Here is a 21,264-nt window from a genome sequence, read left to right on the forward strand (position 1 = left end):
CCGCACGTCAAGCCCCTTTCCCGGACGCGGAGGGTGACATCACGCCACCCGGTCAGGGCATGCGTCCGAGAGGAGGTGTGACTACCCTGGTGCTCGTGCAAAATGCGACAGAAGGGAATTTTTCCGTCCGCGTGCGGCAGGTCTCCGGAACCACGATCGTCACGGTCGTGGGTGAGGTCGACCTCGACACCGCACCCGAGTTGGAGTTCCGCCTCATGGACGCGGCGGATGGTTCGGGCCCCCTCGTGATCGACCTGACCGGGGTGACGTTCTTCGCGTCGGCGGGCCTCGCCTGCCTCCTGACCGCAAGGGGCCGGGGTGGCAGGCCGCACCTCGTGGTGTCACCCGCTGTGGCCAAGGTGCTGACCCTGTCCGACCTCGAGGACTTCATGCCCCGCAGCGAATCGCTGGAAGACGCGCTGGACCGCGTCGCGAGCTAGACCCTCCCGCCCGTCACAAGGCGGGCAACGCCTCCGCCAGGTCGTCCCACAGGTCCTCGACGTCCTCGATGCCGACGGACAGGCGCACCGTGCCCTCTCCGATACCCGCCGCCCGCAGGGCTTCCGCGTCGAGCTGGCGGTGGGTGGAGCTGGCCGGGTGCACCACCGTGGACTCGACGCCGCCCAGGGAGGCGGCCAGCTTGACCAGCCGTACCCCCTTGGTGAACGCGTGCCCGGCCTCCCGGCCGTCGAGGAGGTCGAACGCGAGCACCCCTCCGAAGTCCGACAGGTGCCCGCGGGCGACCTCGCGGTCGGGGTGGTCGGCGTGCCCCGGCCAGCGGACCGACCCGACGGCGGGGTGCGCGGCCAGCCGCTCGGCGAGCACGGCCGCGTTGGCGCAGTGCTGGCGCATCCGCAATGGCAGCGTCTGGATGCCGCGGATGGTGAGCCAGGCGGCGAACGGGTCGGGCGCGGCGCCGAGTTCCATCGCGTGGTGCCACACCTGCCGGTAGCGGTCGTCGTCGGCGAACACGAGCACGCCGCCGGTCACGTCGGAGTGCCCGCCGAGGTACTTGGTGGCCGAGTGCAGCACGACGTCCGCGCCGTGCTCGATCGGCCTGCACAGCATCGGGGTCGCGAAGGTGTTGTCCACCACCGTGAGCAGCCCGGCCGCGCGCCCCGCGGCGAGGAACGCGGGCAGGTCCACGACCCTGGTCACCGGGTTCGCGATGGTCTCCAGGTAGAGCATCCGGGTCGTCGGCCGGGCCGCCGCGGCGACCTCCGCCGGATCGTCGCCCGCGATGTAGGTGACGTCGACGCCGAACCGGGCCGCGAGGTCGTCGAACATCGCGGAGGTGCCGCCGTAGAGGCAGTTCTGCGCGATCACGTGGTCGCCGGTGCGCAGCGTCGACAGCAGCACGGCGCTGATCGCGGCCATGCCGGACGCCGTGCACACCGCCGCGACCCCGCCTTCGAGCCCGGACACCAGTTCCTCCAGCGCCCGGATCGTGGGGTTGCCGTAGCGGGTGTAGACGAACCCGCTGTCCGGCGACTCCAGCGCCTCCGCGAGCGCGTCCGGGTCATCGAAGGCGAAGTTCGAGGTCTGGAAGATCGGGACGCTGACCGGCCGGGAGTTCGACGGCGTCGGCGCGGTGACGTGGACGGCACGGGTGAAGGGGCGCATGCCACCAGCCTTCGGGACGACCAGCACGCCGGACAGCGCCAATTCCGGCTAAATTGGTTTGATGACGGAGCCAATCCCGTGGCCGGTCGACCGGCTGGTCGCGCAATTGGGCCGCTGGTCGGTCAGCCGGGGGCCGCTGTACCTGCTGCTCGCCGAACGCCTGCGGCAGCTCATCGACTCCGGCCAACTCCCGCCGAGGGCCGCGCTGCCGCCGGACCGGGTGCTCGCGGAGCGGCTCGCGGTCGGCCGCACGACGGTCGTCGCCGCCTACGACCGGCTGCGCCAGGAGCACAAGCTCGAACGGCACCAGGGCCGCGGCACGTGGGTCGCGCCCGCCGTGCTGTCGGGGCCGCGGCCGGGCGCGGTGCCGCTGGCGAACCCGATGTTCGTCAACTACCTCGAACCGGTCGAGGGCGTGATCCCGTTGGCCTGCACGGCGCCGCACGGTCCGCCGCCGGAGCTGGCGCGGGCGTACCGCAGGGCGGTCGACCGGCTGCCGGGGCCGGACAGCGGCGACATCGGCTACCACCCGACCGGCCACCCGGCGCTGCGGTCCGCGCTGGCCGAGCGCTACACCCTGCGGGGCGTCCCGACCACGCCGGAGCAGATCCTGGTGACCACCGGCGGCCAGCAGGCGCTCGCGCTGCTCACCCGGCTGTTCGTCGGGCCGGGTGACACCGTCCTGGTGCAGGGCCCGACCTACCCCGGCGCGCTGGAGCTGTTCCGCGACGCCGCCGCCGTGCTCGAACCGGTGCCCGGTGACGACGTGGCCGCGTGGACGAGGGCGTTGGCCACCCGGCCCCGGCTGGCCTACCTGAACCCCACCAACCACAACCCGACCGGCACGACGATGTCCGCGCTCACCCGGCGTCGACTGGTGGAAGTCGCGGCGGCGCAAGGGGTTCCGCTGATCGACGACGAGGTGCTGGCCGGCCTGTCGTTCGACGGCGAGCAGCCGGGAGGGCTGGCGGCGCACGGCCCGGCGATCACCGTCGGATCGTTCTCCAAGGTGGTGTGGGGCGGCCTGCGCACCGGCTGGGTGCGCGCGAGCGAGTCCGACATCGCGCAACTGGCCCGGATCAAGGCGATCCACGACCTCGGCAGCGCCGCGCTGGAGCAGCTCGCCGCGGTGGAACTGATGCCCGTGCTCGACGACGTGTCGCGGCGGCGGGGCGCGGAACTGCTGCGGCGCCACGACCACCTGTGCGCCGAGCTGACCGGGTCGTTGCCGCAGTGGGACTTCCGGCCCGCCGACGGCGGCCAGTGCCTGTGGGTGCGGCTGCCGAGGGGCGACGCGTCGGGGTTCGCCCAGGTGGCGCTGCGCTACGGCGTGGCCGTGCTGCCCGGCACGGCGCTGGACGCCTCGGGCGGGAGTACCGACCGGCTGCGGATCCCGTTCACCGCGCCACCGGAGGAGATCAGCGACGCCGTGGGGCGGCTCGCCGAGGCGTGGGACGCCTACCGGCGCGTCGGAGGGCCCGCGCCCGCCTCCCTGCACGCGATCGTCGTGTGACCGGTGATCCCGTCGGCCCCCCGAACGCGGCCTGGTAGCGTTTCCCTTGCCCAGCAGTGCAGACCGAGGAGGTGGGAACCCATGACCGCTGGTTCAGGTCCTGCTCTCCCGCCGCACGGCCACGCCGGTCGGTGACCACGGGAGAGCGCCCGTCGGCACTCCCGGAAGGCTCATCCCCATGGCACTCCCCTACTCCACCATCGTCACGACGCTGCGCGCCGCCGGTTGCGTCTTCGCCGAGGACGAGGCCCGCCTGCTCGTCGAGTCGGCCGCGACGCCCACCGAACTCGCCGCCATGGTCGACCGCCGCGTCCAGGGCCTCCCGCTGGAGCACGTGCTGGGCTGGGCCGAGTTCTGCGGGCTGCGCGTCGCCGTCGACCCCGGCGTCTTCGTCCCGCGGCAGCGCACCGAGTTCCTGGTCCGCCAAGCCGCCTCGCTGGCACCGGCGGGCGCCGTCGTGGTCGACCTGTGCTGCGGCTCCGGTGCCGTCGGAGCGGTGCTGGCGCGACTGGTCGACGACATCGACCTGCACGCCGCCGACGTCGACCCGGCCGCGGTCGCCTGCGCCCGCCGCAACATCCCCGGCGACCGCGTGCACGAGGGCGACCTGTACGCACCGCTGCCCGCGGACCTGCGCGGCCGGATCGACGTCCTGGTGTGCAACGCGCCGTACGTGCCCACCGACGCGATCGGCATGATGCCGCCGGAAGCCCGCGACTACGAGCCCCTGGTCGCGCTCGACGGCGGCGCCGACGGCACGGACGTCCAACGGCGGGTCGCCGCCGACGCCGTGCGCTGGCTCGCGCCCGGTGGTCACCTGCTGGTCGAGGCGGGCAAGCGCCAGGCACCCGTGACCGCCGCCGCCTTCGCCCGTTGTGGACTCATCCCGTGCGTGGTCACATCCGACGAATTGGACGCAACGGTCGTGATCGGCAGCAGGCCGCTGTGATCAATTCCACGCACACGGTGGAATGACGAACCGCCATTCGACTTCCACTTCCGCGCGCGCGGGTGCACGGTCGAAATGCACGTGCATCCGCACGCGGTGAAATGTCCCAGTAGAACATTCTGACCTGCACTTACACCCGCTATTCCTATCAGGACGGGCCACCAGCCCCAACCGCCATTCGGCCCGTTCGTCCCGACGTGCCAACCGTTCGTCGATATGCCCCGATCCCCTGATGGCTTTCCTCGGCGCGGGTACGGCACCATTGACGTCATGATCGAGCGGGCGACGTCTCCGAGCGAACAATCCACCGCGGGGTCACCGGACCAGCGGCCGGTGCGGAGAACCATCAACCTGCATGAACGAGTCCCGGCCGCGGCCAGGTCGGTCGCGCTGCTGCCCCCGCGGTCCGTCCCGAAGGCACCTCCGGTCGAACCGGAACCGCAGGCCCAGCAGCTTTCGCCGACGAACGTCCTCGCTGCCATCGGCGTCGGGAACCGCGCGGGCCTGCTGCTGCTCCTCGCGTTCGCCGCGCTGTCCTCGATCATCATCACGGCCTTCGGCACCACCGGCGTGGTCATGCTCGTCGGCATGTGCGTCGCGCTGCGGCTGATGTTCGCCGACCGGAGCTGACCCTCCGGCGAACCGGGGCGGCGATCGACATGTCGTGCGGCTCCATCCCGGACTGACCGGGTTCACAAGCGGCGCACAGCCCGTTCCCAGGAACCACGCCGACCATCGGGGAGGACGACGAGAGGACACGCCCCCGATGAGCGACACCCAAGCCAGGATCGGCCGCCGGGCCGACGGAACCCGCCGGGTCGGCAAGGCGACCGCGTGGATCGCCGCCGCCGCCGCGGTGCTCGCCACCACGTTCGGGATCGTGCTCGCCACCGGCACCTCGGACGCGGAGACCGAGGACCAGGCGAGCACGTCCGCGGAGTCCGGCAGCAGCACGGGCGACGACTCCCTGCAGGCTCCGGACTCCATTCCGCAGCAGGGGTCGGGCAGCGCGCACACCGGGTCCGGTGGGTCGTGACGCACGTCGTGGAGTTCCCCGTGTGGGGCACGACCGCCGTGCTCGCCGTGACCGACCACCCCGCCGACGCCGAACGGCTGCTGCGCGCCGTGCTGGACGACTTCGACCTGGCGTGCAGCCGGTTCCGGTCGGACTCGGAGATCTCCCGCCTGCACGCGAGCGCCGGGCGGGCGGTCCGGGTCGGCCCGGTGCTCGCCGAGGCGCTGTCGGTCGCGTTGCGCGCCGCCCGGCTCACCGACGGGCTCGTCGACCCGACGGTCGGCGCCGCGGTGCGGGCGCTCGGGTACGACCGGGACTTCGCCGCCATCACCGACACGGCCGGTGACCCCCTGGTGCCCCAGCCGGTTCCGGGCTGGCACCGGGTGCTGCTCGACGTCGAACGCGGTGAGGTGGTGCTCCCCCGCGGCGTCGAACTGGACCTCGGGGCGACCGCCAAGGCGTTGGCCGCCGACCGGGCGGCCCGCGCGATCTCGTCCACGTTGGACTGCGGCGCGCTGGTCTCACTCGGCGGCGACGTCGCCATGGCGGGCGAGGTGCCGCCCGGCGGGTGGCGGGTCGCGCTCGCGGACGACCACCGCACCGCCGTCCTGGCACCCCAGGCGGTCGTCACCGTCCGGCACGGCGGGCTCGCCACGTCGAGCACCACGCAGCGGACCTGGCAGCGCGCCGGGCGCACGCAGCACCACATCGTCGACCCGCGCACGGGACTGGCCGCCGAGGTCGTGTGGCGCACCGCCACCGTCGCCGCGGCGAGCTGCGTGGACGCGAACACCGCCGCCACGGCCGCCGTCGTGCTGGGCCACGCGGCCCCGGCGTGGCTGGCCGAGCACGGCCTGCCCGCGCGGCTGGTGTCGGCCTCCGGCGAGGTGCGCGCGGTCGCCGGGTGGCCCGCCGAGCGCGAGAGGCAGGTCGCCTGATGTGGCTCTGGTACGCCAGCCGCGCGGGCGGACTGCTGACGCTCGTGCTGCTCACCGGCACGTTCGTGCTCGGTCTGCTCACCAGCGGCAGGCACGCCACCGCGCACTGGCCGCGGTTCGCGGTCGCGGCGCTGCACCGCAACCTGTCGTTGCTGACGCTGGTGTTCCTGGCCGTGCACATCACCACGGCGATCGTGGACGGGTACGTCGCCCTCGGCTGGATCGACGTGGTGATCCCGTTCGCCTCCGGCTACCGGCCGTTCTGGGTAGGTCTCGGCGCGGTGGCGGTGGACGCGCTGCTCGCGGTCGTGGTGACCAGCCTGTTGCGGACCAGGGTCCCGCCGAAGGTGTGGCGCGGGCTGCACTGGGCGACGTACGCGTGCTGGCCGATCGCGCTGGCGCACGGCGTCGGCATGGCCGACACCGGCCTGTGGTGGGTGTGGGTGCTGCTCGGGCTCTGCGCCGCCGCGGTGCTCGGCGCGCTCGTGTGGCGCTCGCTGCGGACGCATCAGGACACGATGGCAAGGGCAGGTGTGCGATGAGGTTGTTGACCGACGGGCCGCGGACGTTCGCCCAGCACAACGCCGAGCGCGGATTCGTCCCGTGGCAGCGGTTCTCCAGCCGGGCCGCCCTCGTCGACGAGGTGCTCGCCTCCGGGCTGCGCGGCCGTGGCGGCGGCGGGTTCCCCACCGGGCTCAAGCTCAGGGCGGTCACCTGGCGCGGGCCGGTCGTGGTCGCCAACGGCTGCGAGGGTGAACCGGACAGCCACAAGGACCACGTGCTGCTCAGCCGGTCGCCGCACCTGGTGCTCGACGGGATGCTGGTGGCCTGCCACGCGATCGGCGCGGCCGAGGCCGTGCTGTGCGTGCACGCGGGCAGTCCGCTGCTGGCCGGGCTGATCCGCGCGCTGGCCGAGCGGGGGCCCGACGCGAACCGGATCCGGATCGTGGAGGTACCCCGCCGGTACGTCGCCAGCGAGGAGTCCGCGCTGGTGAACTTCCTGAGCGGCGGCGACGCCCGACCCACCACCACCCCGCCGCGCCCCACCGAGCGCGGGGTCGACGGCAGGCCGACGCTCGTGGACAACGTGGAGACGTTGGCGCACCTGGCGATCGTGGCCCGCGTCGGCGCGGAGGCGTTCCGCGCGGGTGAGACCGCGCTGGTGACCACGACGGGCGTGCACGAGGTCCCGGTGACGACCAGGCTGGCTGACCTCGTGACGGGCCCGGTGCTCGCGGGCGGGTACGGCGGGGTGTGGCTGTCGGCCTCGCGAACGGGTGAACTGACGGTGGCGGCGGCACCTGGTGTGGCGGTGTTCCGATCACCGCAAGGATGCGGACTGCGCGACACGGCCGGGATCCTGGCCTACCTCGCGGCCGAGTCCGCCCGGCAGTGCGGGCCGTGCATGTTCGGTCTGCCCGCCATCGCGGGGGACTTCGCCGAGCTGGCCGCCGAGGTGCCGGGGCACGCGTTGGAACGGCTGCGCCGCAGGCTGCCGGTGGTCACGGGGCGCGGGGCCTGCGCCCACCCGGACGGGGCGGTCCGGATGGCGGCCAGCGCGCTCGACGTGTTCGCGGCCGAGGTCGTGGCCCACACGACCGGTGCGGGCTGCACGGATGCGATCAGGAGGACGGCATGAGCGCGTTGCGGGTCGACCCGATCGCCTGCCGGGCGCACGGTCTGTGCGCGGAACTGCTGCCGGAGGCGATCGACCTGGACGAGTGGGGCTATCCGGTGCTCCGAGGCGGTGAACTGCCCGCGGGGCTGCTCGCGGACGCGCGGCGCGCGGCAACGGCGTGCCCGGCGTTGGCGCTGCGGATCACCACCGGGCGCTGAGCGCCGCGGCGGGCCACGGGGGACCCGCCGCGACGGGTCCTCAGTGCCTGCTGAGACTGGCGGGGAGCAGCGAGTCGGACGACGGCAGGTCGAAGTCGCCGAAGACCCAGGTGCCCGGCGCGGACGGGTCGTCACCGGCCCAGAACTCGGCCCAGAGCAGGGCGAACTCGTCCTCGGTCAGGCGGCCGTCGCCGTCGAGGTCCAAGCGGTCGAAAACCTCGTCGGTGTCCGTGCGGATGCCGGTCCACGCCTCGATGAGCTGCCGGTACTCCCCCGCGGTGATCTCGTTGTCCGCGTTCTCGTCGATGGCCTCGAACATGGTGCGCGCGGTGTCCGTGACGACGTCGAGCATGGTCGGCAGGCGCTCGACGACGTACAGCACCTCCTCGATGGTGACCTTGTTGTCGCGGTCCAGGTCCGACGCCTCGAGCAGCGTGTGCCACCAGCCCATCATGATCGACGACAGCCGCGCGTGGTCGCGGGTGCCAGGAGCCGCCCTGCGCAGTTCCGTCCACCTCATCGTCAGCTCGGCGAAGTCGGACTCCGTCAGGAACCCGTCGCCATCGGTGTCCATCGCGGCGAACACGACCGCGATCTTGCGTCTTTGGAACTCACTGGCCATGGCATCCAAGGTCACCCATCGGGCACCACTACGACAATTGGCCACTCGGGTCCGCCGGCTACACGACCAGGTGATGGAAGCCGTTACTCCGCGTGCACGAGTGCCAGCCACGCCTCGCGGCGCGCGCGTTGCAGCTCGGGATCGGCGACGGGCGCGGCGGCGAGCAGCCTGCGGGTGTAGGGGTGCAGGGCCTCGGTGAGCACGTCGCGGGACGGACCCAGTTCCACGACCCGGCCGTCGTGCAGCACGGCGACCCGGTCGGCCAGCCGTTCGACGACCGCGAGGTCGTGGCTGATGAACAGGCAGGCGAACCGGAGTTCGGACTGCAACGAGCGGAACAGGTCCAGGATCCTGGCCTGCACCGAGACGTCGAGCGCGCTGGTCGGCTCGTCGGCGATCAGCAGCTCGGGGTCCAGCGCGATCGCCCGCGCGATGCCGACCCGCTGCCGCTGCCCGCCGGACAGCTCGTGCGGGTACCGCTCGCGCAACGACGTCGACAGCTGGACCGCGTCGAGCAGCTCGTCGACCTTGCGGGTGAGTTCGGCGCCGCGCAGGGAACCGTGCAGCAGCAACGGGCGCGCGATGCTGCTCGCGATCGTGGCGCGCGGGTTCAGCGAGGAAGCGGGGTCCTGGAACACCATCCCGATCCGGCCGCGCGCCCGCTTGAGCTCCCGGCCGCGGAGCTTCGTGATGTCCTTGCCCACCAGGCTGATCACGCCGCCGCTCGCCGCGGTGAGCCCGGTGATCGCGCCCGCGATGCTGCTCTTGCCGGACCCCGATTCCCCGACGAGGCCGAGGACTTCGCCTCGGGAGACGTGCAGACTGACGTCGTCGACCGCCCGGAAACGGTCGTAGGACACCGAAAGCCCGGCCAGGGTGAGCACCGGGTCGTCACCGGGCAAGTCCGGCACGGACCGCGTCGGCTCGGTCACCGCCACGTGCGCCCCGCGCGCCACGACACCCGGCGACACCTCGGTGGCGTCGGGTAGACCCGCGGGCGGAGGCGTGCTCAGCGAGACCACGGCGGCCAGCAGCTGCCTGGTGTACTCGTGCCGCGGCGCCTGGAAGATCTCGGCGACGGGACCCTGTTCGACCACCAGGCCGTCGTGCATCACGACGACCCGGTCGGCCAGGTCCGCGACCACGCCCATGTCGTGCGTGATGAGCAGGACCGCCGCGCCCAGCCTGCCGCGCAGGTCCCGCAGCAGCTGGAGGATCTCGGCCTGCACGGTCACGTCGAGCGCCGTGGTCGGCTCGTCGGCGATCAGCAGCGACGGCTCGTTCGCGACCGCCATCGCGATCACGACCCGCTGGAGCTGGCCGCCGGACATCTCGTGCGGGTACTTCCGCCGGGCGGTCGCGGGCAGACCCACGAGGGCCAGCAGTTCGGCCGTGCGCTGCTTCGCCTGCGCCGCGGTGCACTCCCGGTGCGCGCGGACGACCTCGGCGAGCTGGTCGCCGATCCGGAACACCGGGTTGAGCGCGGTCATCGGCTCCTGGAACACCATGCCGACCTCACCGCCGCGCACCGCCCGCAACTCGCCCGCGGGCAGCGTGAGCAGGTCGCGCCCGGCGAGCAGGGCCCGGCCGGTGACCGCGGCCGTGCCGGGCAGCAGGCCCAGCAACGACATCGCGGTCACCGTCTTGCCGGAACCCGACTCGCCGACGACGGCCACGACCTCCCCCGCGGCCACGGAGTAGCTGACCTCCGTGGCCGCGGGGATCCCGAACGTCACCGAGACGCCGTCGAGGACGAGCAGGGGCGAGGTCACTTGGTGATACCGGCCTGGAGGTAGTTCGGGTAGGACGGGAAGTCGGCGATGAAGAAGTTCGCCACCTTGGAGCCGTGCAGGAACGAGTTGCGGGTGTAGATCAGCGGCACGACGGGCGAGTCGGCCATGATCTTCTTGTCCAGCTCCACCCACTTCCTGCCGGCGGCGGCCGGGTCGACCTCGCTCTGCGCGGCCTCGATCAGCTTGTCCACGTCGGGGTTGCTGTAGCGGGAGATGTTGTACCCGCCGTTGCCGATCTCCGACGAGGCGAACAGGGGCTGGATGTTCGCGTTGGCGCTGGGGAAGTCGGGCTGCCACGAGGAGAGCGTGAGGTCGTAGACGGCGTCCTTGGCGAGGTTCGTCTCCGCCTCGTACGCGTCGGCGTCCAGCACGCGGATGTTCACCTTGATGTTCGCCTTGGCCAGCGACGCCTGGATGGCCTGCGCCTTCGACGGCCCGTCGTTGCTCTTGGAGACCACGAAGTCCAGGTTCTCCAGCCCGTTCGGGAAACCGCCCTCGGCGAGCAGCTGCTTGGCCTTCTCCGGGTCGCCCGACGGCTGCGTCTGGTAGAGGTCGAACTGCTCGCGACCGGCGATGCCCTGGGTGATCAGCGTGCTGGCGGTGTCGCCCGCGAGCTGCGCGCTGCCCGCGGTGGCGATCTGGTAGGAGGTCTTGTCGACCGCGTACTGGAAGGCCTGGCGCACCTTGGGGTTCGTCAGCTTCTGGGTGTTGAGCGCCAGGTAGGCGAGCGCGCCGGTCTTGGAGGTGACGAGCCGCTGCTTCGCGGAGGCGTTGCCCTGCAACTGGGCGAGCTGCGCGGGCGAGGCGAACGAGGAGCCGAACGCCTCCTTGTCGTCACCGCTGTCCGCGACGAGCCGCTGCGAGACGACGGAGGCGTCCTGGCCGAGCTGGAACACGATCTGGTCCGGCAGGCCGCCGCGGATCTCGTCGCTGCCCTTGTCCCAGTTGGGGTTGCGGGTCAGCGTGGCCTTGACCCCGCGCTGGTACTCGGAGAGCTGGTAGGGCCCGGACGCGACCGGGTGCTCGTTGTAGTCGGCCTCGGCGCCCTTGCCCTCGGGCACCGGCGCGAACGCCGGGGTGCTCGCGATCCACGGCCAGTCGCCGTACGCGCGGACCAGGTGGAAGATGATCGTCTTGTCGTCCGGGGTCTCGATGGAGTCGAGCCCCTTGCCCTCGAACGGCCCCCGGTAGTCGGCGCCGCCGACGAGGAGTTGCTTGTGGTAGGCCAGACCGCCGGAGAACGCGGGCGCGTAGGTCCGCTCGACGCCCCACTTGACGTCCTTGGAGCGGATGGGCGTGCCGTCGCTGAACTTCTGCCCGTCCTTGAGGGTGAACGTCCAGGTCTTGCCGCCGTCACTGGCCTTGCCGGTGTCGGCGAGGTCCGGGACGACCTCGACCTGCTTGCCCTCGGCGTTGAGCCAGCCGGTGAGCCTGCGGTGCACGTAGCCGAGCGAGGTGATCGGCAGGCTGCCGCTCTTGGCCGGGTCGTAGTTCAGCGTCTGGCCCTCGTTGAGGATGCGCAGCGTGCCGCCCTGCTCGGCCTTGGACTGCTCGGCTCCCGTCGTCTTGGGGTCGTTCGCACCGCACGCGGCGAGCACGCCCAGTGCCGCGATCACGGAAACCAGCTTCTTCGCTTGCATCGCCTTCTCTTCTCTCACAGGGACATCAGGTGAGGCGGGCTCGTGGGTCGAGCACGCCGTAGCAGAGGTCGACCAGCACGTTGGCCAGCACGATCAGGAAGGCAGCGAACAGCGTGCAGCCCAGCAGCAGCGGCAGGTCCCGCTGGGTCACGGCGTCGATCAGCAGGCCGCCCAGGCCCGGCAGGCTGAACACCCGCTCGGTGATCACCGCGCCGCCCAGCAGCGTGCCGAGGTCGAGGCCGAAGACGGTGACGATCGGCAGCATCACGTTGCGCAGCGCGTGCTTGCCGATGACCTTCGACTCGCGCAGCCCGTTGGCGCGGGCCGTGCGGATGTAGTCCTCCCCCAGCGTCTCGAGCATCTGGGACCTGGTCAGCCGGATGTAGACGGCCGCGTGCGAGAACGCCAGCACCAGCCACGGCAGCACCAGGTGCCACGCCCAGTCCACCGGGCTCTCGGCGAACGGCACGTAGCCGCCGACCGGGATGACGTCGAGGGTGAACCCCAGCACCAGGATGCCCAGCAGCCCGACCAGGTAGACCGGCGCCGACACCCCCGCGACCGAGCCCGCCAGCGTGATCCGGTCCCACGCCGAGCCGCGGCGCAGCGCGGCGAACACACCCGCGCCGACGCCCGCGACGAGCCAGATCAGCGCCGCGCCGAGGCCGAGGGAGAACGTGACCGGCAGGCGCTCGGTGATGAGCACCACGACGTCGGTGTTCTGCTGGAACGAGTAGCCGAAGCACGGTGCCGCGCAGTGGATCGAGGTCGCGCCGACGCCGAACGTCCGGCCGGTGGCGATGCCGCCGAGGAAGTCGAGGAACTGCCGCCACCACGGGTCGTCCATGCCCATGAACTCCCTCGCCAGCGCGAGGTTCTGCTCCGTGCACGGGCGGCCGCAGGACAGCTGCGCCGGGTCCGAGGGGACGAGGTAGAACACGATGTAGGTGATGAACACCACGACGAGCAGCACCAGTAGGGTGCCGACCAGTCGGGCCGCGGCGAACCGGAGCGCGCGCATCAGCGCCGCACGTCCGTCTTGGGGTCGAGCGCGTCGCGCAGACCGTCGCCGAACACGGTGAACGCCCACGTCGCCAGGAACAGCGCGCCGCCGGGGAAGAACAGGAACATCGGGTCGGTCGACACCCAGTCCACCGCCGTGCTGATCGCCCGACCCCAACTCGGCGTGGGTGGCGGAATGCCGACGCCGAGGAACGACAACGCCGCCTCCAGGCCGATCTTGCCGGGGATGGACAGCGTTCCCAGCACGATCACCGGCGCCCACAGGTTCGGCAGCAGCTCGGACCGGAACACCTGCCACGGGCTCGCCCCGAGGATCCGCGCCGCCGACACGAAGTTCCGCTTCTTCAACGTCAGCACCTGCGACCGCACGATGCGCGCGATCGACGGCCACCCGAAGAACCCGATGACCAGGATCAGCAGCAACGGCCGCGACACGCTGCTCGGCACCACGGCGCCCAGCGCGATCATGAACACCAGGTACGGGAACCCGAGGAACACGTCCGCCGTCCACGTCACGATCCGGTCGAACCAGCCACCGCGGTACCCGGCGGCGGCCCCGATCAGCACTCCGATCAGCACCGACACCGCCGTCGCCGCCAACCCGATCAGGAACGACGTCCGCGCCCCGTGCACCACGATCGCGAACAGGTCACGCCCGGTCAGGGGCTCCACCCCGAACCAGTGCGACCCGCTCACCCCGCCCAGCGCACCCGCCGGACCACCGGTTTCCGGGTCGAGCGCCTCCGTGCTGTAGCTGTACGGGTCCTGGCCCTCGATGGCGGTCAGCAGGTCCGCGGCGATCGCCGCGACCCCGAGCACGGCGATGGTCACCGCACCGGCGAAGGCCCAGTGATCCCTGCGCAGCATCGCCCTGATGGCCGCACCCACCGACCTGGTGGGTGCCCCGACGTGTTCTGACAACGTTGACCTGCCTTGCCGTGAGCGAAGTGGCCCCCACGATAGGAAAGTTCCCGCTGGTCCGAACCAGCTCCCACCATGTGGGAACCGCTGTCTCGATAGGGACCCGCGCCCAGACCGGATGATGTCGGAACCCCCGCCCACCGGCAACGCCACACATCGGGACCTCGCAATCCGCCCCGGCGCCACGACACACACCGAACCGGAGCATCGGAGCACCGTCACACCGCGCCAACCGCGCCCACTGCCCTCCCGCCTCGCGCCCACCGTCCTCCCGCCTCCCGCCTCCCGCCTCCCGCCTCGCGCCTCGCGCCTCGCGCCTCGCGCCCACCGTCCTCCCAGTCGTGCCCACCTCCCTCCCGGTCGCACCCACCTCCCTTCCTCCGGCCACCTCCCTTCCCGGTCGCATCCACCTCCCTCCCCGTAGCGCCCGCCTCCCTTGCTCCGACCACCCTTCTTCCGGTCGCACCCACCGCCTTCTCGGTCGCGCCCACCCCCGCTACGCCCGCCGTGCTCTTACGCCCGCCGTCCTACCGGTTGCGGCCACCCCCTTCCGGTCGTGCCCGCTACCCGCCTGGCCCGCCGTCCTACCGGCCGCAGCCATGGCCCTTCCGGCCGTGCCCACCGCCCTTTCCCCCGTACCCGCCGCCCGTTGTCCTACCGGCCGCAGCCACCGCCCTTCTCGTGGTGCCCACCGCCCGCCTGCGCCCACCGCCCTCCTGGTCGGCTCGCGGTCCTCCCTGCCACGGCCACCGCCCTTCCAGCTGCGCCCCCTCCAGCCGTCCCACCCCCTTCCGTCCGCGGCGGCACCCGCGGTCGTCGATACTGGCGGTATGCGGGTGATCGCACGCGATGGCGTCCACGAGATCGAGATCCAGCGGTCGCGTTTCCTCTGCAGCGTCGCCAGGGTCGCCGACGAGGCAGCGGCAGCGGCCTTCATCGCCGGTGTCCGCAAGGACCACTGGTCCGCCAGCCACAACTGCTCGGCGTTCCGGACCGACGGCACCCAGCGCTCCAGCGACGACGGCGAACCCGCGGGCACCGCGGGCATCCCCATGCTCGAGGTGCTGCTCCGCCGGGAGTTGACCGACACGGCGGTCGTGGTCACCCGGTACTTCGGCGGCATCAAGCTGGGAGCAGGCGGCCTGGTCCGCGCCTACGGACGCTCCGTCTCCGAAGCCGTCGACGCGCTCGGCACCCGCGACCGGGCCGCGTTCGCCACCTTCACCATCACGGTCGGCCACACCGATGCCGGGAAGCTCCAGAACGCCCTCCACAGCGCCGGACACCGCATCGCCGAGACCGCCTACACCAACCAGGTGACCCTGACGGTGCACATCCCCCAGACCGAGGCCCCGACCTTCCACGACTGGTTGGCCACCCAGTCGAACGGCACCGCGGTAGCAGTGCAGGGTCCACCGATCACGCTGGACGTGTAGAGGCTCCCGGCTTCGTCAGGACACACCCCCCGCTTCACCAGGACTGCGCCCAAGACAGCCCTCGGCCCTCCGTGGTGGGTTCGGACCACCGCCTCATCCCGCGTCACAGGTCCAGGACCCACCCGCTCGCCCCAGGTGGCTCCAGGGCCCGGTGATGTCAGGCGGTCGCCTGGAGGGGCTGCCTCGGCCCGGTGGGCGGCCGACCTCCGCGACCTCGATGTACCTCCTCCCTGGGCTCAGGCCCCTACGTAGGTGCGCAGGTGGCGGGCGGTGAGTGAGTCGCTGGACTCGACGAGGGCGGCCGGAGTGCCGGTGAACACGACCTCGCCACCGTCCTGGCCCGCGCCGGGGCCCAGGTCGATGAGCCAGTCGGCGTGCGCCATGACGGCTTGGTGGTGCTCGATGCAGATGACGGTGTTGCCGTCGTCCACCAACCGGTCGAGCAGGGCGAGAAGCTGGTCCACGTCGGCCAGGTGCAGGCCGGTCGTCGGCTCGTCGAGCACGTAGCAGGTGGTAGAGATGCCCGCCAACCAATTGCAGGCCCAAAAACCCCAAGTCAAGCCTGCCGCACGGGAGGTCGAGTGCTGCTCGGTGGGTGGTCAGACGGCAGGTCTGCTCGGTGGGTGGTTGGCGGGCGGGTCTGCTCAGTGGGTGAGTGGGTGGCTGTGGATGCGGGCGGGCGCTGCTCGCTGGGTGGTGGCGGGTGGCGTTGGTCGTGGGGCGGATGAGCTTGTGCGGTGGGTGAGTGGTTGGGGCGGTCTTCGCTGCTTGGTGCTGTTGTGGTTGGTAGGTCTGGTTTGTGGCTTTGGTCTGGCTGGTTCTGGGGTGTCGGGTTGGGTGGAGAGGACCAGTGCGGGGAGCGGTCCTGGGGTGTAAGGGCGGTCACTCAAGTGGTGGGTTGTGGGCTGGGGTGGTGTTGGGGGTCGTTGTGGTAGACCGGGTTGGATGATCTTCGGCGGCGGCGGGGTGGGGGCCTGTGTCGTCGGAGTGCCTTGAGCCACAACGAATGCTTTGAACACACCGATGGAGTTGAGCACTGATGCGCGTCCTGTTCTCCAGCCTGGGGACTCATGGTCACGTCTACCCGCTTGTGCCGCTTGCGCTTGCCGCTCAGGCGCGGGGGCATGAGGTCACGTTCGCCACTGGAGCGGCGATGCATTCGGCGCTCAAGGGGGTTGAGGTGGTGGAGGCTGGGATTTCTGTGCGGGAGGCGTTCGGGAGGTTGCCGCAGGGGGAGATGGATCAGCGGGATGTGCCGGGATATGTGACGGAGGTGTTCGCGTCGATCCTGCCGAGGGTGTTCGTCGCCGATCTGACGCCGGTCGTGGAGCGGGTGCGGCCGGAACTGGTGGTGCATGAGTTCGGGAATCCTGGTGCGGGGTTGGTCGCGCGGGTGGCTGGGGTGCCCGCGTTGTGCCATGGGTACGGGATCACGGCGGAGGAGTTTCCCGGTGCGGAGGAGTTGGTCGGGCGGTTGGCCGGTGAGCTGGGTGTCGAGGTGGAGCCGACGTTCCGGTTGGGCAATCGGTTGATCGATCTGTGCCCGCCGTCGATGTTGCAGTCGACGGCCGAGCGGATCGAGTTGCGTCCGGTGCCGTTCGCGGAGCCGGGTGAATTGGCACTGCCAGAGGGTGACAGGCCGCTGGTGTACCTGACGCTGGGAACCGCGTTCGGCAGGGTGGAGGTGCTGCGGACCGCGATCGACGCCCTCGCCGTGCTGAACGTGCGGGTCCTGGTCGCGGCGGGTCCGCGGGTCGATGAGAAGTTGCTGGGCGCGGTTCCGGACAACGTGACCATCCGCTCGTGGGTTCCCCAGGCCGACCTGCTGGCGCATGTGGACCTGGTGGTGCACCACGGCGGCAGCGGCACGACGCTCGGGGCGCTGGTGAACGGTGTGCCGCAACTCCTGCTGCCGCAGGGCGCGGACCAGTTCCGGAACACCGAGGCCGTGGAGAAGGCCAGTGCGGGTGCGGGGTTGTCGCGTGAGGAGTTCGGGGGTGAGGCGGTGACGACGTTGGCGAGGTCGCTGCTGGCCGACGACGGGGTGCGGGACGCGGCGCGGATCGCGGCGGCGGAGATCGCGGAGATGGCGTCTCCGGAGGACGTGGCCGATCAACTGCACACGTACGCGGGCTGATCCAGGCCCACGGGGAGTTCTTCGTGGCTGTGCGCGCAGGTCTTGCGGTACGCGGCCTTGAAGTGGTCGTTCGCCGTGTGCGGCGAGAGGTGGGGCCTGCGGGTGATCTGCTTGCCTGGCAAGGCTTCCAGGGTCTGTTCGACGACCGTGCTCCCCCGCCGTGATGCCGTACCAGGGGCGACGGCTCGCAGTAGCACGAGCGCGATGGGCCGCACGGTGACGACGATGTCGGAGCCAGGGCTTGCAGCGCCTCACAAGCGCTGGGGGTGGTGGTCGTGATCTTGTCGGCGGCGTTCACGACGACCACCCCCGGCGGGCCGTGGTGGAACGGGCGGGGTGGCTGCTCGCCACGAAGCGGTGTACGCGGTCGGCCAGCGAGCCTGCCAAGGCGTTCGACGTGAGCGGACTCGGCAGCGGTGAAGGAGCGGCGGTAACGGAGGAGCGCCAGCTCACCCAGCGGACGACGACCCGCAGCGCGGCGCGAACTCTTCGGCGGTCATGGCCGACCGCACCCGCACGGCCACGTCAGGACCCGTGGTGAGCACCGGGCCGGACGTCCGCCACGGACTGGGGCCGCCGCTGGCCTCCGCGATCTCCGGTTCGCGCCTGGCCCGCGAGCCGTAGATGTTCTCGGCGACGAGGAAGCTGTCCCGACGGATCCCGGAACTGGCGGGCAGTGCGACGGCACTCGACCTGATCGCCGGGTTCGGCGCGCAGAACGCCGTGAGCCGTCCGGTGGGCGCGTTCTTCACCGACACGACCTGCTCGTCACACCGACGTTCGGCCAGCTTCCCCTGCCGCACGGCACTTTGCGATGCGAGGACCCGAGCACACTGTGACGAGCCGGCTCGCCTTGGGCTTCGCCCAGGACCCGTTCACGGCGGTGTTCGCCATCTCCGGCCAGCCCGCGCTGAGCCCTCCCCCAAGGCGCGGTGCGACCCGCCGGGGGACGTGCTGGTTCCGGGTCAGAGTTCCGTCGTGGCCTTGAGCTTGGCCAGCAAGCGGTCGAAGGTGACGACCTCCTTGGCCGTGAACACGGCGAACGCCTGGTGCAGGCCCTCGGCGTGCAGCCCCGCGACGCCTTCCAGCTTGCGCATCCCGGCCCCGGTGATGCCCGCGAACAGCACCCGCCGGTCGTCCGGGCACGGCCTGCGCTCGACGTACCCCGCCGATTCCATGCGGTCGACGAGCCGGGTGACGCCTCCGGTGGTGAGCACGATCTGGGTGGCGAGCACGCCCATGGCCAACTGGCCGTCCTCGGAACGGGCCAGTCGCAACAGCACTTCGAGCCACCCCAACGGCAGCGACTCGCGCTCCTCCAACACCTGCCCGAGTGTTCGCTGGAGCCTGCCCGACACCTCGATGAGGTGGCCGAAGGTCGTGAGCAGGGGATCGTCCAGCGGGGCCTCGTCGTTCACCACCGAGCAACCATAACCCAGCTGACTTAACACTCAGTTTGTTCTCCGACCTTTTTATCGAAGAGGGATTCCGGACCGGCGGACAACGGCGCCACCTGCTGTGACAGCGGTCATCCCCATCCGATGACCATTCCTCCCACCTGTGCTTATCAATGAACGAGATCAATGCCAGCAGCAATTTTCGTTGGACGTGATGGCGGCGCGGGCACACGCTGGCGAGGTCGAATTCCACGTCCGGGAGGCAGCAGCCATGTCGAACCCCACCACCGCGCTCCCCCTGACCGGGGCACCCGGCCGCCGCCCGGTCGGCGCGGGCTCCGGGTTCTGGGTGATCGCGTCCGCGTTCCTCGTCGCGATGGCCTACTCCACCGTGCCGACCCCGCTCTACGTCCTCTACCAGCAGCGCGACCACTTCTCGTCGTTCGTCGTCACGGTGCTGTTCGCCGCGTACGCGATCGGCGTGGTGCTCAGCCTGTTCCTCGCGGGCCACGTCAGCGACTGGGTGGGCAGGCGCAAGGTCCTCGTTCCCGCGCTGCTGCTCGAAGCCGCGTCGGCCGTGCTGTTCATGGTCGCCACCACCGTGCCGGAACTGTTCATCGCCCGGCTGCTGACGGGTGTGGGCGTCGGCATGATCACCGCCACCGCGACCGCGTACCTGTCCGAACTGCACCGCTCGCACCGGCCGCGAGCGGGGCTGGGGCGCGCCGAACTGGTCGCCACGGCCGCGAACCTCGGCGGGCTCGGTGTCGGACCGCTGGTCTCCGGGGTGCTGGCCCAGTACGTCACGGGCCCGTTGACCACGCCGTACGCGGTGTTCCTGGTGCTGCTGCTGGTGAGCGCCGCGACGGTCGCGTTCGTGCCGGAGACGGTGGTCGTGGAGTCGCGGACCTACCGCCCGCAGCGGGTGTCGGTGCCGGAACTGGCGCGGGCGCACTACTTCGCCGCCGGTGCCGCCGCGTTCGCGGCCTTCGCCACCCTCGGCCTGTTCACGTCGCTGGCGCCCGCGTTCGTCGCGACCACCCTGCACCTGCCGTCGCGTGCGCTCGCCGGCGGTGTAGCTTTCCTGGTGTTCGGCGCCGCCGCGTCGACCCAGATCCTGTTCCGCCGCAAGGAGACGCGCCACCAGCTGACGATCGGGATCGCGACGATGGGCGTCGGCCTGGCGGTCGTCACGCTGTCGATGTTCGTGGTGAGCCTGCCGCTGTTCCTCGTCGGCGGTGTGGCCGCGGGCGCGGGGATCGGCGTGCTGTTCAAGGGTTCCGTCTCGACGGTCGCCGCGCTCTCGTCGCCGACCTCGCGCGGTGAGGCGCTGGCGGGGCTGTTCCTGGCGGGCTACGTCGGGTTGGCCGTGCCCGTGCTGATCCTCGGCGCCGCAACCCAGTTCGTCGCCGCGAAGTACGCGCTGCTCGGCTTCTCCGCGGCGGTGCTCGTCATCTCGGTGGCAGCTGGGCGCAGGCTGCTCAAGGACTAGCCCGGACGTACTGGTCCACCATGGCCAGCAGGGCGCGCAGCGCGGCACTCGGCCGTCTGGTCCCGGACGTCGCGAGGGACAGCGTCCACCGCAGGTCCACTCCGGACAGCGCGATCGGGTGCACGTCGTCCGCGCAGCTCAGGTCCCAGTCGGGCACCAGTGCCACGCCGAGGCCCTGGTGCACGTAGTCCGGCACCGCGCCGAGGTTCGCCACCTCCACGGTGACCCGCCGCTCGACCCCGGCCGCCGCGAACGCCCGGTCGACGATCACGCGGTTGCCCCAGCCCGGCGGGGTGTCGACGAAGTCCAGGTGCGCGAGGTCGGTCAGCCTCACCCGTTCCCGCCCCGCCAGCGGGTGGTCGCCGCGGACCAGCAGCACCATCGGCACCACCACCAGCTCACGGGCGGCCAGCCCGGCGGGCGGGGAGTCGGCCAGCGCCAGGAAGGCCACGTCCAGCTCACCGTCCACAAGGGACTTGGCCAGACCGCTCGTCCCGCTCGTGGCCGCGCGCAGCCTGATCGTCACCTCGGGGTGCTCGAGGTGGTAGCGGCCGAGCAGGCCCGGCAGGTCGACCAGCGGGAGCCCGGTCATCGTCCCCAGGTTGATCGTGCCCCGGATGCCCGCCACGACCTCCTGCACGGCGTCGCGGGCGGCCTGCGCGGCGTCGAGCGTGGCGCGCGCCTCGCGCAGCAGGGCCCGGCCGGCGTCGGTGAGCGCCACGTCGCGCGTGGACCGGTCGAACAGGGGCGCGCCGAGCTCGCGTTCCAGCGCGCGGATCACCGTGGACACGCCGGACTGCACGACCCGCAGCCTGCGCGAGGCGCGGGTGAAGCTCAGCTCCTCGGCGACCGCGACGAAGTACTCCAGGTGGCGCAGCTCCATCGGCGGAGTATCACACGCCCCCGCGCGCCCGGCGGGAAGCACGGCG

At 71.6% G+C, this 21,264-nt stretch carries 22 protein-coding genes and 1 pseudogene; 12 read left to right on the plus strand and 11 right to left on the minus strand.

Going from position 1 to position 21,264, the window contains the following annotated elements; translation table 11 throughout:
- Window positions 1–77: 77 nt before the first annotated feature.
- A complete protein-coding gene (locus RM788_RS12450) occupies window positions 78–440 on the plus strand; it encodes an STAS domain-containing protein (protein WP_315931783.1) in 363 nt (120 codons plus the stop codon).
- Window positions 441–453: 13 nt separating this feature from the next.
- On the opposite strand, the gene RM788_RS12455 is transcribed toward RM788_RS12450, so the two are convergent.
- On the minus strand, window positions 454–1,623 hold the full coding sequence (locus RM788_RS12455) for a trans-sulfuration enzyme family protein (protein ID WP_315931784.1): 1,170 nt from the start codon (window positions 1,621–1,623) through the stop codon (window positions 454–456).
- 61 nt (window positions 1,624–1,684) lie between these two features.
- Here RM788_RS12455 and RM788_RS12460 point away from each other — a divergent pair, with 61 nt between their 5' ends.
- The 8 genes from RM788_RS12460 (at window position 1,685) to RM788_RS12495 (ending at window position 7,874) form a co-directional block, all read left to right on the plus strand.
- Window positions 1,685–3,136 carry an aminotransferase-like domain-containing protein gene (locus RM788_RS12460; protein ID WP_315931785.1) on the plus strand — a complete coding sequence of 484 codons (1,452 nt, stop codon included), beginning with the start codon at window positions 1,685–1,687 and terminating at the stop codon, window positions 3,134–3,136.
- 178 nt (window positions 3,137–3,314) lie between these two features.
- A complete protein-coding gene (locus RM788_RS12465) occupies window positions 3,315–4,085 on the plus strand; it encodes a putative protein N(5)-glutamine methyltransferase (protein WP_315931786.1) in 771 nt (256 codons plus the stop codon).
- Window positions 4,086–4,418: 333 nt separating this feature from the next.
- Window positions 4,419–4,715 (plus strand): hypothetical protein, encoded by a 297-nt coding sequence (locus RM788_RS12470; RefSeq protein WP_315931787.1) that lies wholly within the window; start codon window positions 4,419–4,421, stop codon window positions 4,713–4,715.
- 136 nt (window positions 4,716–4,851) lie between these two features.
- Entirely contained in the window at window positions 4,852–5,121 is a 270-nt protein-coding gene (locus tag RM788_RS12475; protein ID WP_315931788.1) for a hypothetical protein, read from the plus strand.
- The gene (locus RM788_RS12480) at window positions 5,118–6,038 is read left to right on the plus strand and encodes an FAD:protein FMN transferase (RefSeq protein WP_315931789.1); all 921 of its coding nucleotides are present in this window, start codon (window positions 5,118–5,120) and stop codon (window positions 6,036–6,038) included. Before RM788_RS12475 ends, RM788_RS12480 begins: the two co-directional genes overlap by 4 nt.
- Complete coding sequence (locus tag RM788_RS12485) at window positions 6,038–6,580, plus strand: ferric reductase-like transmembrane domain-containing protein (RefSeq protein WP_315931790.1); 543 nt, start codon at window positions 6,038–6,040, stop codon at window positions 6,578–6,580. Before RM788_RS12480 ends, RM788_RS12485 begins: the two co-directional genes overlap by 1 nt.
- A complete protein-coding gene (locus tag RM788_RS12490) occupies window positions 6,577–7,677 on the plus strand; it encodes an NADH-ubiquinone oxidoreductase-F iron-sulfur binding region domain-containing protein (protein ID WP_315931791.1) in 1,101 nt (366 codons plus the stop codon). Before RM788_RS12485 ends, RM788_RS12490 begins: the two co-directional genes overlap by 4 nt.
- Window positions 7,674–7,874 carry a ferredoxin gene (locus RM788_RS12495; RefSeq protein ID WP_315931792.1) on the plus strand — a complete coding sequence of 67 codons (201 nt, stop codon included), beginning with the start codon at window positions 7,674–7,676 and terminating at the stop codon, window positions 7,872–7,874. The genes RM788_RS12490 and RM788_RS12495 overlap by 4 nt, the downstream gene beginning before the upstream one ends.
- A 40-nt stretch (window positions 7,875–7,914) precedes the next feature.
- Here RM788_RS12495 and RM788_RS12500 read toward each other — a convergent pair whose 3' ends face one another.
- The 5 genes from RM788_RS12500 to RM788_RS12520 all read right to left on the minus strand — a co-directional run bounded on the left by RM788_RS12500 (window position 7,915) and on the right by RM788_RS12520 (window position 13,819).
- Window positions 7,915–8,496, minus strand: coding sequence for an EF-hand domain-containing protein (locus RM788_RS12500; protein ID WP_315931793.1), 582 nt, complete (start codon window positions 8,494–8,496; stop codon window positions 7,915–7,917).
- 83 nt (window positions 8,497–8,579) lie between these two features.
- Window positions 8,580–10,268, minus strand: a complete 1,689-nt coding sequence (locus tag RM788_RS12505) for a dipeptide ABC transporter ATP-binding protein (protein ID WP_315931794.1) — start codon at window positions 10,266–10,268, stop codon at window positions 8,580–8,582.
- Window positions 10,265–11,929, minus strand: coding sequence for an ABC transporter substrate-binding protein (locus tag RM788_RS12510; RefSeq protein WP_315931795.1), 1,665 nt, complete (start codon window positions 11,927–11,929; stop codon window positions 10,265–10,267). Before RM788_RS12510 ends, RM788_RS12505 begins: the two co-directional genes overlap by 4 nt.
- A gap of 25 nt (window positions 11,930–11,954) precedes the next feature.
- Window positions 11,955–12,950, minus strand: coding sequence for an ABC transporter permease (locus RM788_RS12515; RefSeq protein WP_315931796.1), 996 nt, complete (start codon window positions 12,948–12,950; stop codon window positions 11,955–11,957).
- Entirely contained in the window at window positions 12,950–13,819 is an 870-nt protein-coding gene (locus RM788_RS12520) for an ABC transporter permease (protein ID WP_315931797.1), read from the minus strand. Before RM788_RS12520 ends, RM788_RS12515 begins: the two co-directional genes overlap by 1 nt.
- 884 nt (window positions 13,820–14,703) lie before the next feature.
- Between RM788_RS12520 and RM788_RS12525 the strand changes: the two genes are divergently transcribed.
- A complete protein-coding gene (locus tag RM788_RS12525; RefSeq protein ID WP_315931798.1) occupies window positions 14,704–15,309 on the plus strand; it encodes a YigZ family protein in 606 nt (201 codons plus the stop codon).
- 236 nt (window positions 15,310–15,545) lie between these two features.
- Here the strand turns inward: RM788_RS12525 and RM788_RS12530 are convergent.
- Window positions 15,546–15,815, minus strand: a pseudogene (locus tag RM788_RS12530) (excinuclease ABC subunit UvrA); the annotation flags it as partial.
- Window positions 15,816–16,546: 731 nt separating this feature from the next.
- Here RM788_RS12530 and RM788_RS12535 point away from each other — a divergent pair.
- Entirely contained in the window at window positions 16,547–17,446 is a 900-nt protein-coding gene (locus RM788_RS12535; protein ID WP_315931800.1) for a glycosyltransferase, read from the plus strand.
- Here the strand turns inward: RM788_RS12535 and RM788_RS12540 are convergent.
- The 3 genes from RM788_RS12540 to RM788_RS12550 form a co-directional block, all read right to left on the minus strand.
- Window positions 17,422–17,568 (minus strand): helix-turn-helix transcriptional regulator, encoded by a 147-nt coding sequence (locus tag RM788_RS12540; protein WP_315931802.1) that lies wholly within the window; start codon window positions 17,566–17,568, stop codon window positions 17,422–17,424. The two genes, RM788_RS12535 and RM788_RS12540, sit on opposite strands and share 25 nt — an antisense overlap.
- Window positions 17,569–17,895: 327 nt before the next feature.
- Window positions 17,896–18,204, minus strand: coding sequence for a hypothetical protein (locus RM788_RS12545; protein WP_315931804.1), 309 nt, complete (start codon window positions 18,202–18,204; stop codon window positions 17,896–17,898).
- Between the two features lie 207 nt (window positions 18,205–18,411).
- On the minus strand, window positions 18,412–18,867 hold the full coding sequence (locus RM788_RS12550; RefSeq protein ID WP_315931806.1) for a MarR family winged helix-turn-helix transcriptional regulator: 456 nt from the start codon (window positions 18,865–18,867) through the stop codon (window positions 18,412–18,414).
- 247 nt (window positions 18,868–19,114) lie between these two features.
- Here RM788_RS12550 and RM788_RS12555 point away from each other — a divergent pair, with 247 nt between their 5' ends.
- The gene (locus RM788_RS12555) at window positions 19,115–20,335 is read left to right on the plus strand and encodes an MFS transporter (RefSeq protein ID WP_315931807.1); all 1,221 of its coding nucleotides are present in this window, start codon (window positions 19,115–19,117) and stop codon (window positions 20,333–20,335) included.
- Here the strand turns inward: RM788_RS12555 and RM788_RS12560 are convergent.
- Window positions 20,325–21,218: a LysR family transcriptional regulator gene (locus RM788_RS12560; RefSeq protein ID WP_315931808.1), complete on the minus strand. Its 894-nt coding sequence runs from the start codon at window positions 21,216–21,218 to the stop codon at window positions 20,325–20,327. The genes RM788_RS12555 and RM788_RS12560 overlap by 11 nt on opposite strands.
- Window positions 21,219–21,264: the final 46 nt, after the last annotated feature.

The organism is Umezawaea sp. Da 62-37, from assembly GCF_032460545.1.
Lineage (GTDB): Bacteria > Actinomycetota > Actinomycetes > Mycobacteriales > Pseudonocardiaceae > Umezawaea.

What these genes read in the sequence shown, in the direction of transcription:
- RM788_RS12520 (WP_315931797.1), bottom strand. Translation starts at nt 13,819, where the DNA reads ATGCTGCGCAGGGATCACTGGGCCTTCGCCGGTGCGGTGACCATCGCC.
- RM788_RS12515 (WP_315931796.1), bottom strand. Translation starts at nt 12,950, where the DNA reads ATGCGCGCGCTCCGGTTCGCCGCGGCCCGACTGGTCGGCACCCTACTG.
- RM788_RS12525 (WP_315931798.1), top strand. Translation starts at nt 14,704, where the DNA reads ATGCGGGTGATCGCACGCGATGGCGTCCACGAGATCGAGATCCAGCGG.
- RM788_RS12560 (WP_315931808.1), bottom strand. Translation starts at nt 21,218, where the DNA reads ATGGAGCTGCGCCACCTGGAGTACTTCGTCGCGGTCGCCGAGGAGCTG.
- RM788_RS12455 (WP_315931784.1), bottom strand. Translation starts at nt 1,623, where the DNA reads ATGCGCCCCTTCACCCGTGCCGTCCACGTCACCGCGCCGACGCCGTCG.
- RM788_RS12535 (WP_315931800.1), top strand. Translation starts at nt 16,547, where the DNA reads ATGGATCAGCGGGATGTGCCGGGATATGTGACGGAGGTGTTCGCGTCG.
- RM788_RS12555 (WP_315931807.1), top strand. Translation starts at nt 19,115, where the DNA reads ATGTCGAACCCCACCACCGCGCTCCCCCTGACCGGGGCACCCGGCCGC.
- RM788_RS12510 (WP_315931795.1), bottom strand. Translation starts at nt 11,929, where the DNA reads ATGCAAGCGAAGAAGCTGGTTTCCGTGATCGCGGCACTGGGCGTGCTC.
- RM788_RS12465 (WP_315931786.1), top strand. Translation starts at nt 3,315, where the DNA reads ATGGCACTCCCCTACTCCACCATCGTCACGACGCTGCGCGCCGCCGGT.
- RM788_RS12500 (WP_315931793.1), bottom strand. Translation starts at nt 8,496, where the DNA reads ATGGCCAGTGAGTTCCAAAGACGCAAGATCGCGGTCGTGTTCGCCGCG.
- RM788_RS12485 (WP_315931790.1), top strand. Translation starts at nt 6,038, where the DNA reads ATGTGGCTCTGGTACGCCAGCCGCGCGGGCGGACTGCTGACGCTCGTG.
- RM788_RS12460 (WP_315931785.1), top strand. Translation starts at nt 1,685, where the DNA reads ATGACGGAGCCAATCCCGTGGCCGGTCGACCGGCTGGTCGCGCAATTG.
- RM788_RS12490 (WP_315931791.1), top strand. Translation starts at nt 6,577, where the DNA reads ATGAGGTTGTTGACCGACGGGCCGCGGACGTTCGCCCAGCACAACGCC.
- RM788_RS12475 (WP_315931788.1), top strand. Translation starts at nt 4,852, where the DNA reads ATGAGCGACACCCAAGCCAGGATCGGCCGCCGGGCCGACGGAACCCGC.
- RM788_RS12495 (WP_315931792.1), top strand. Translation starts at nt 7,674, where the DNA reads ATGAGCGCGTTGCGGGTCGACCCGATCGCCTGCCGGGCGCACGGTCTG.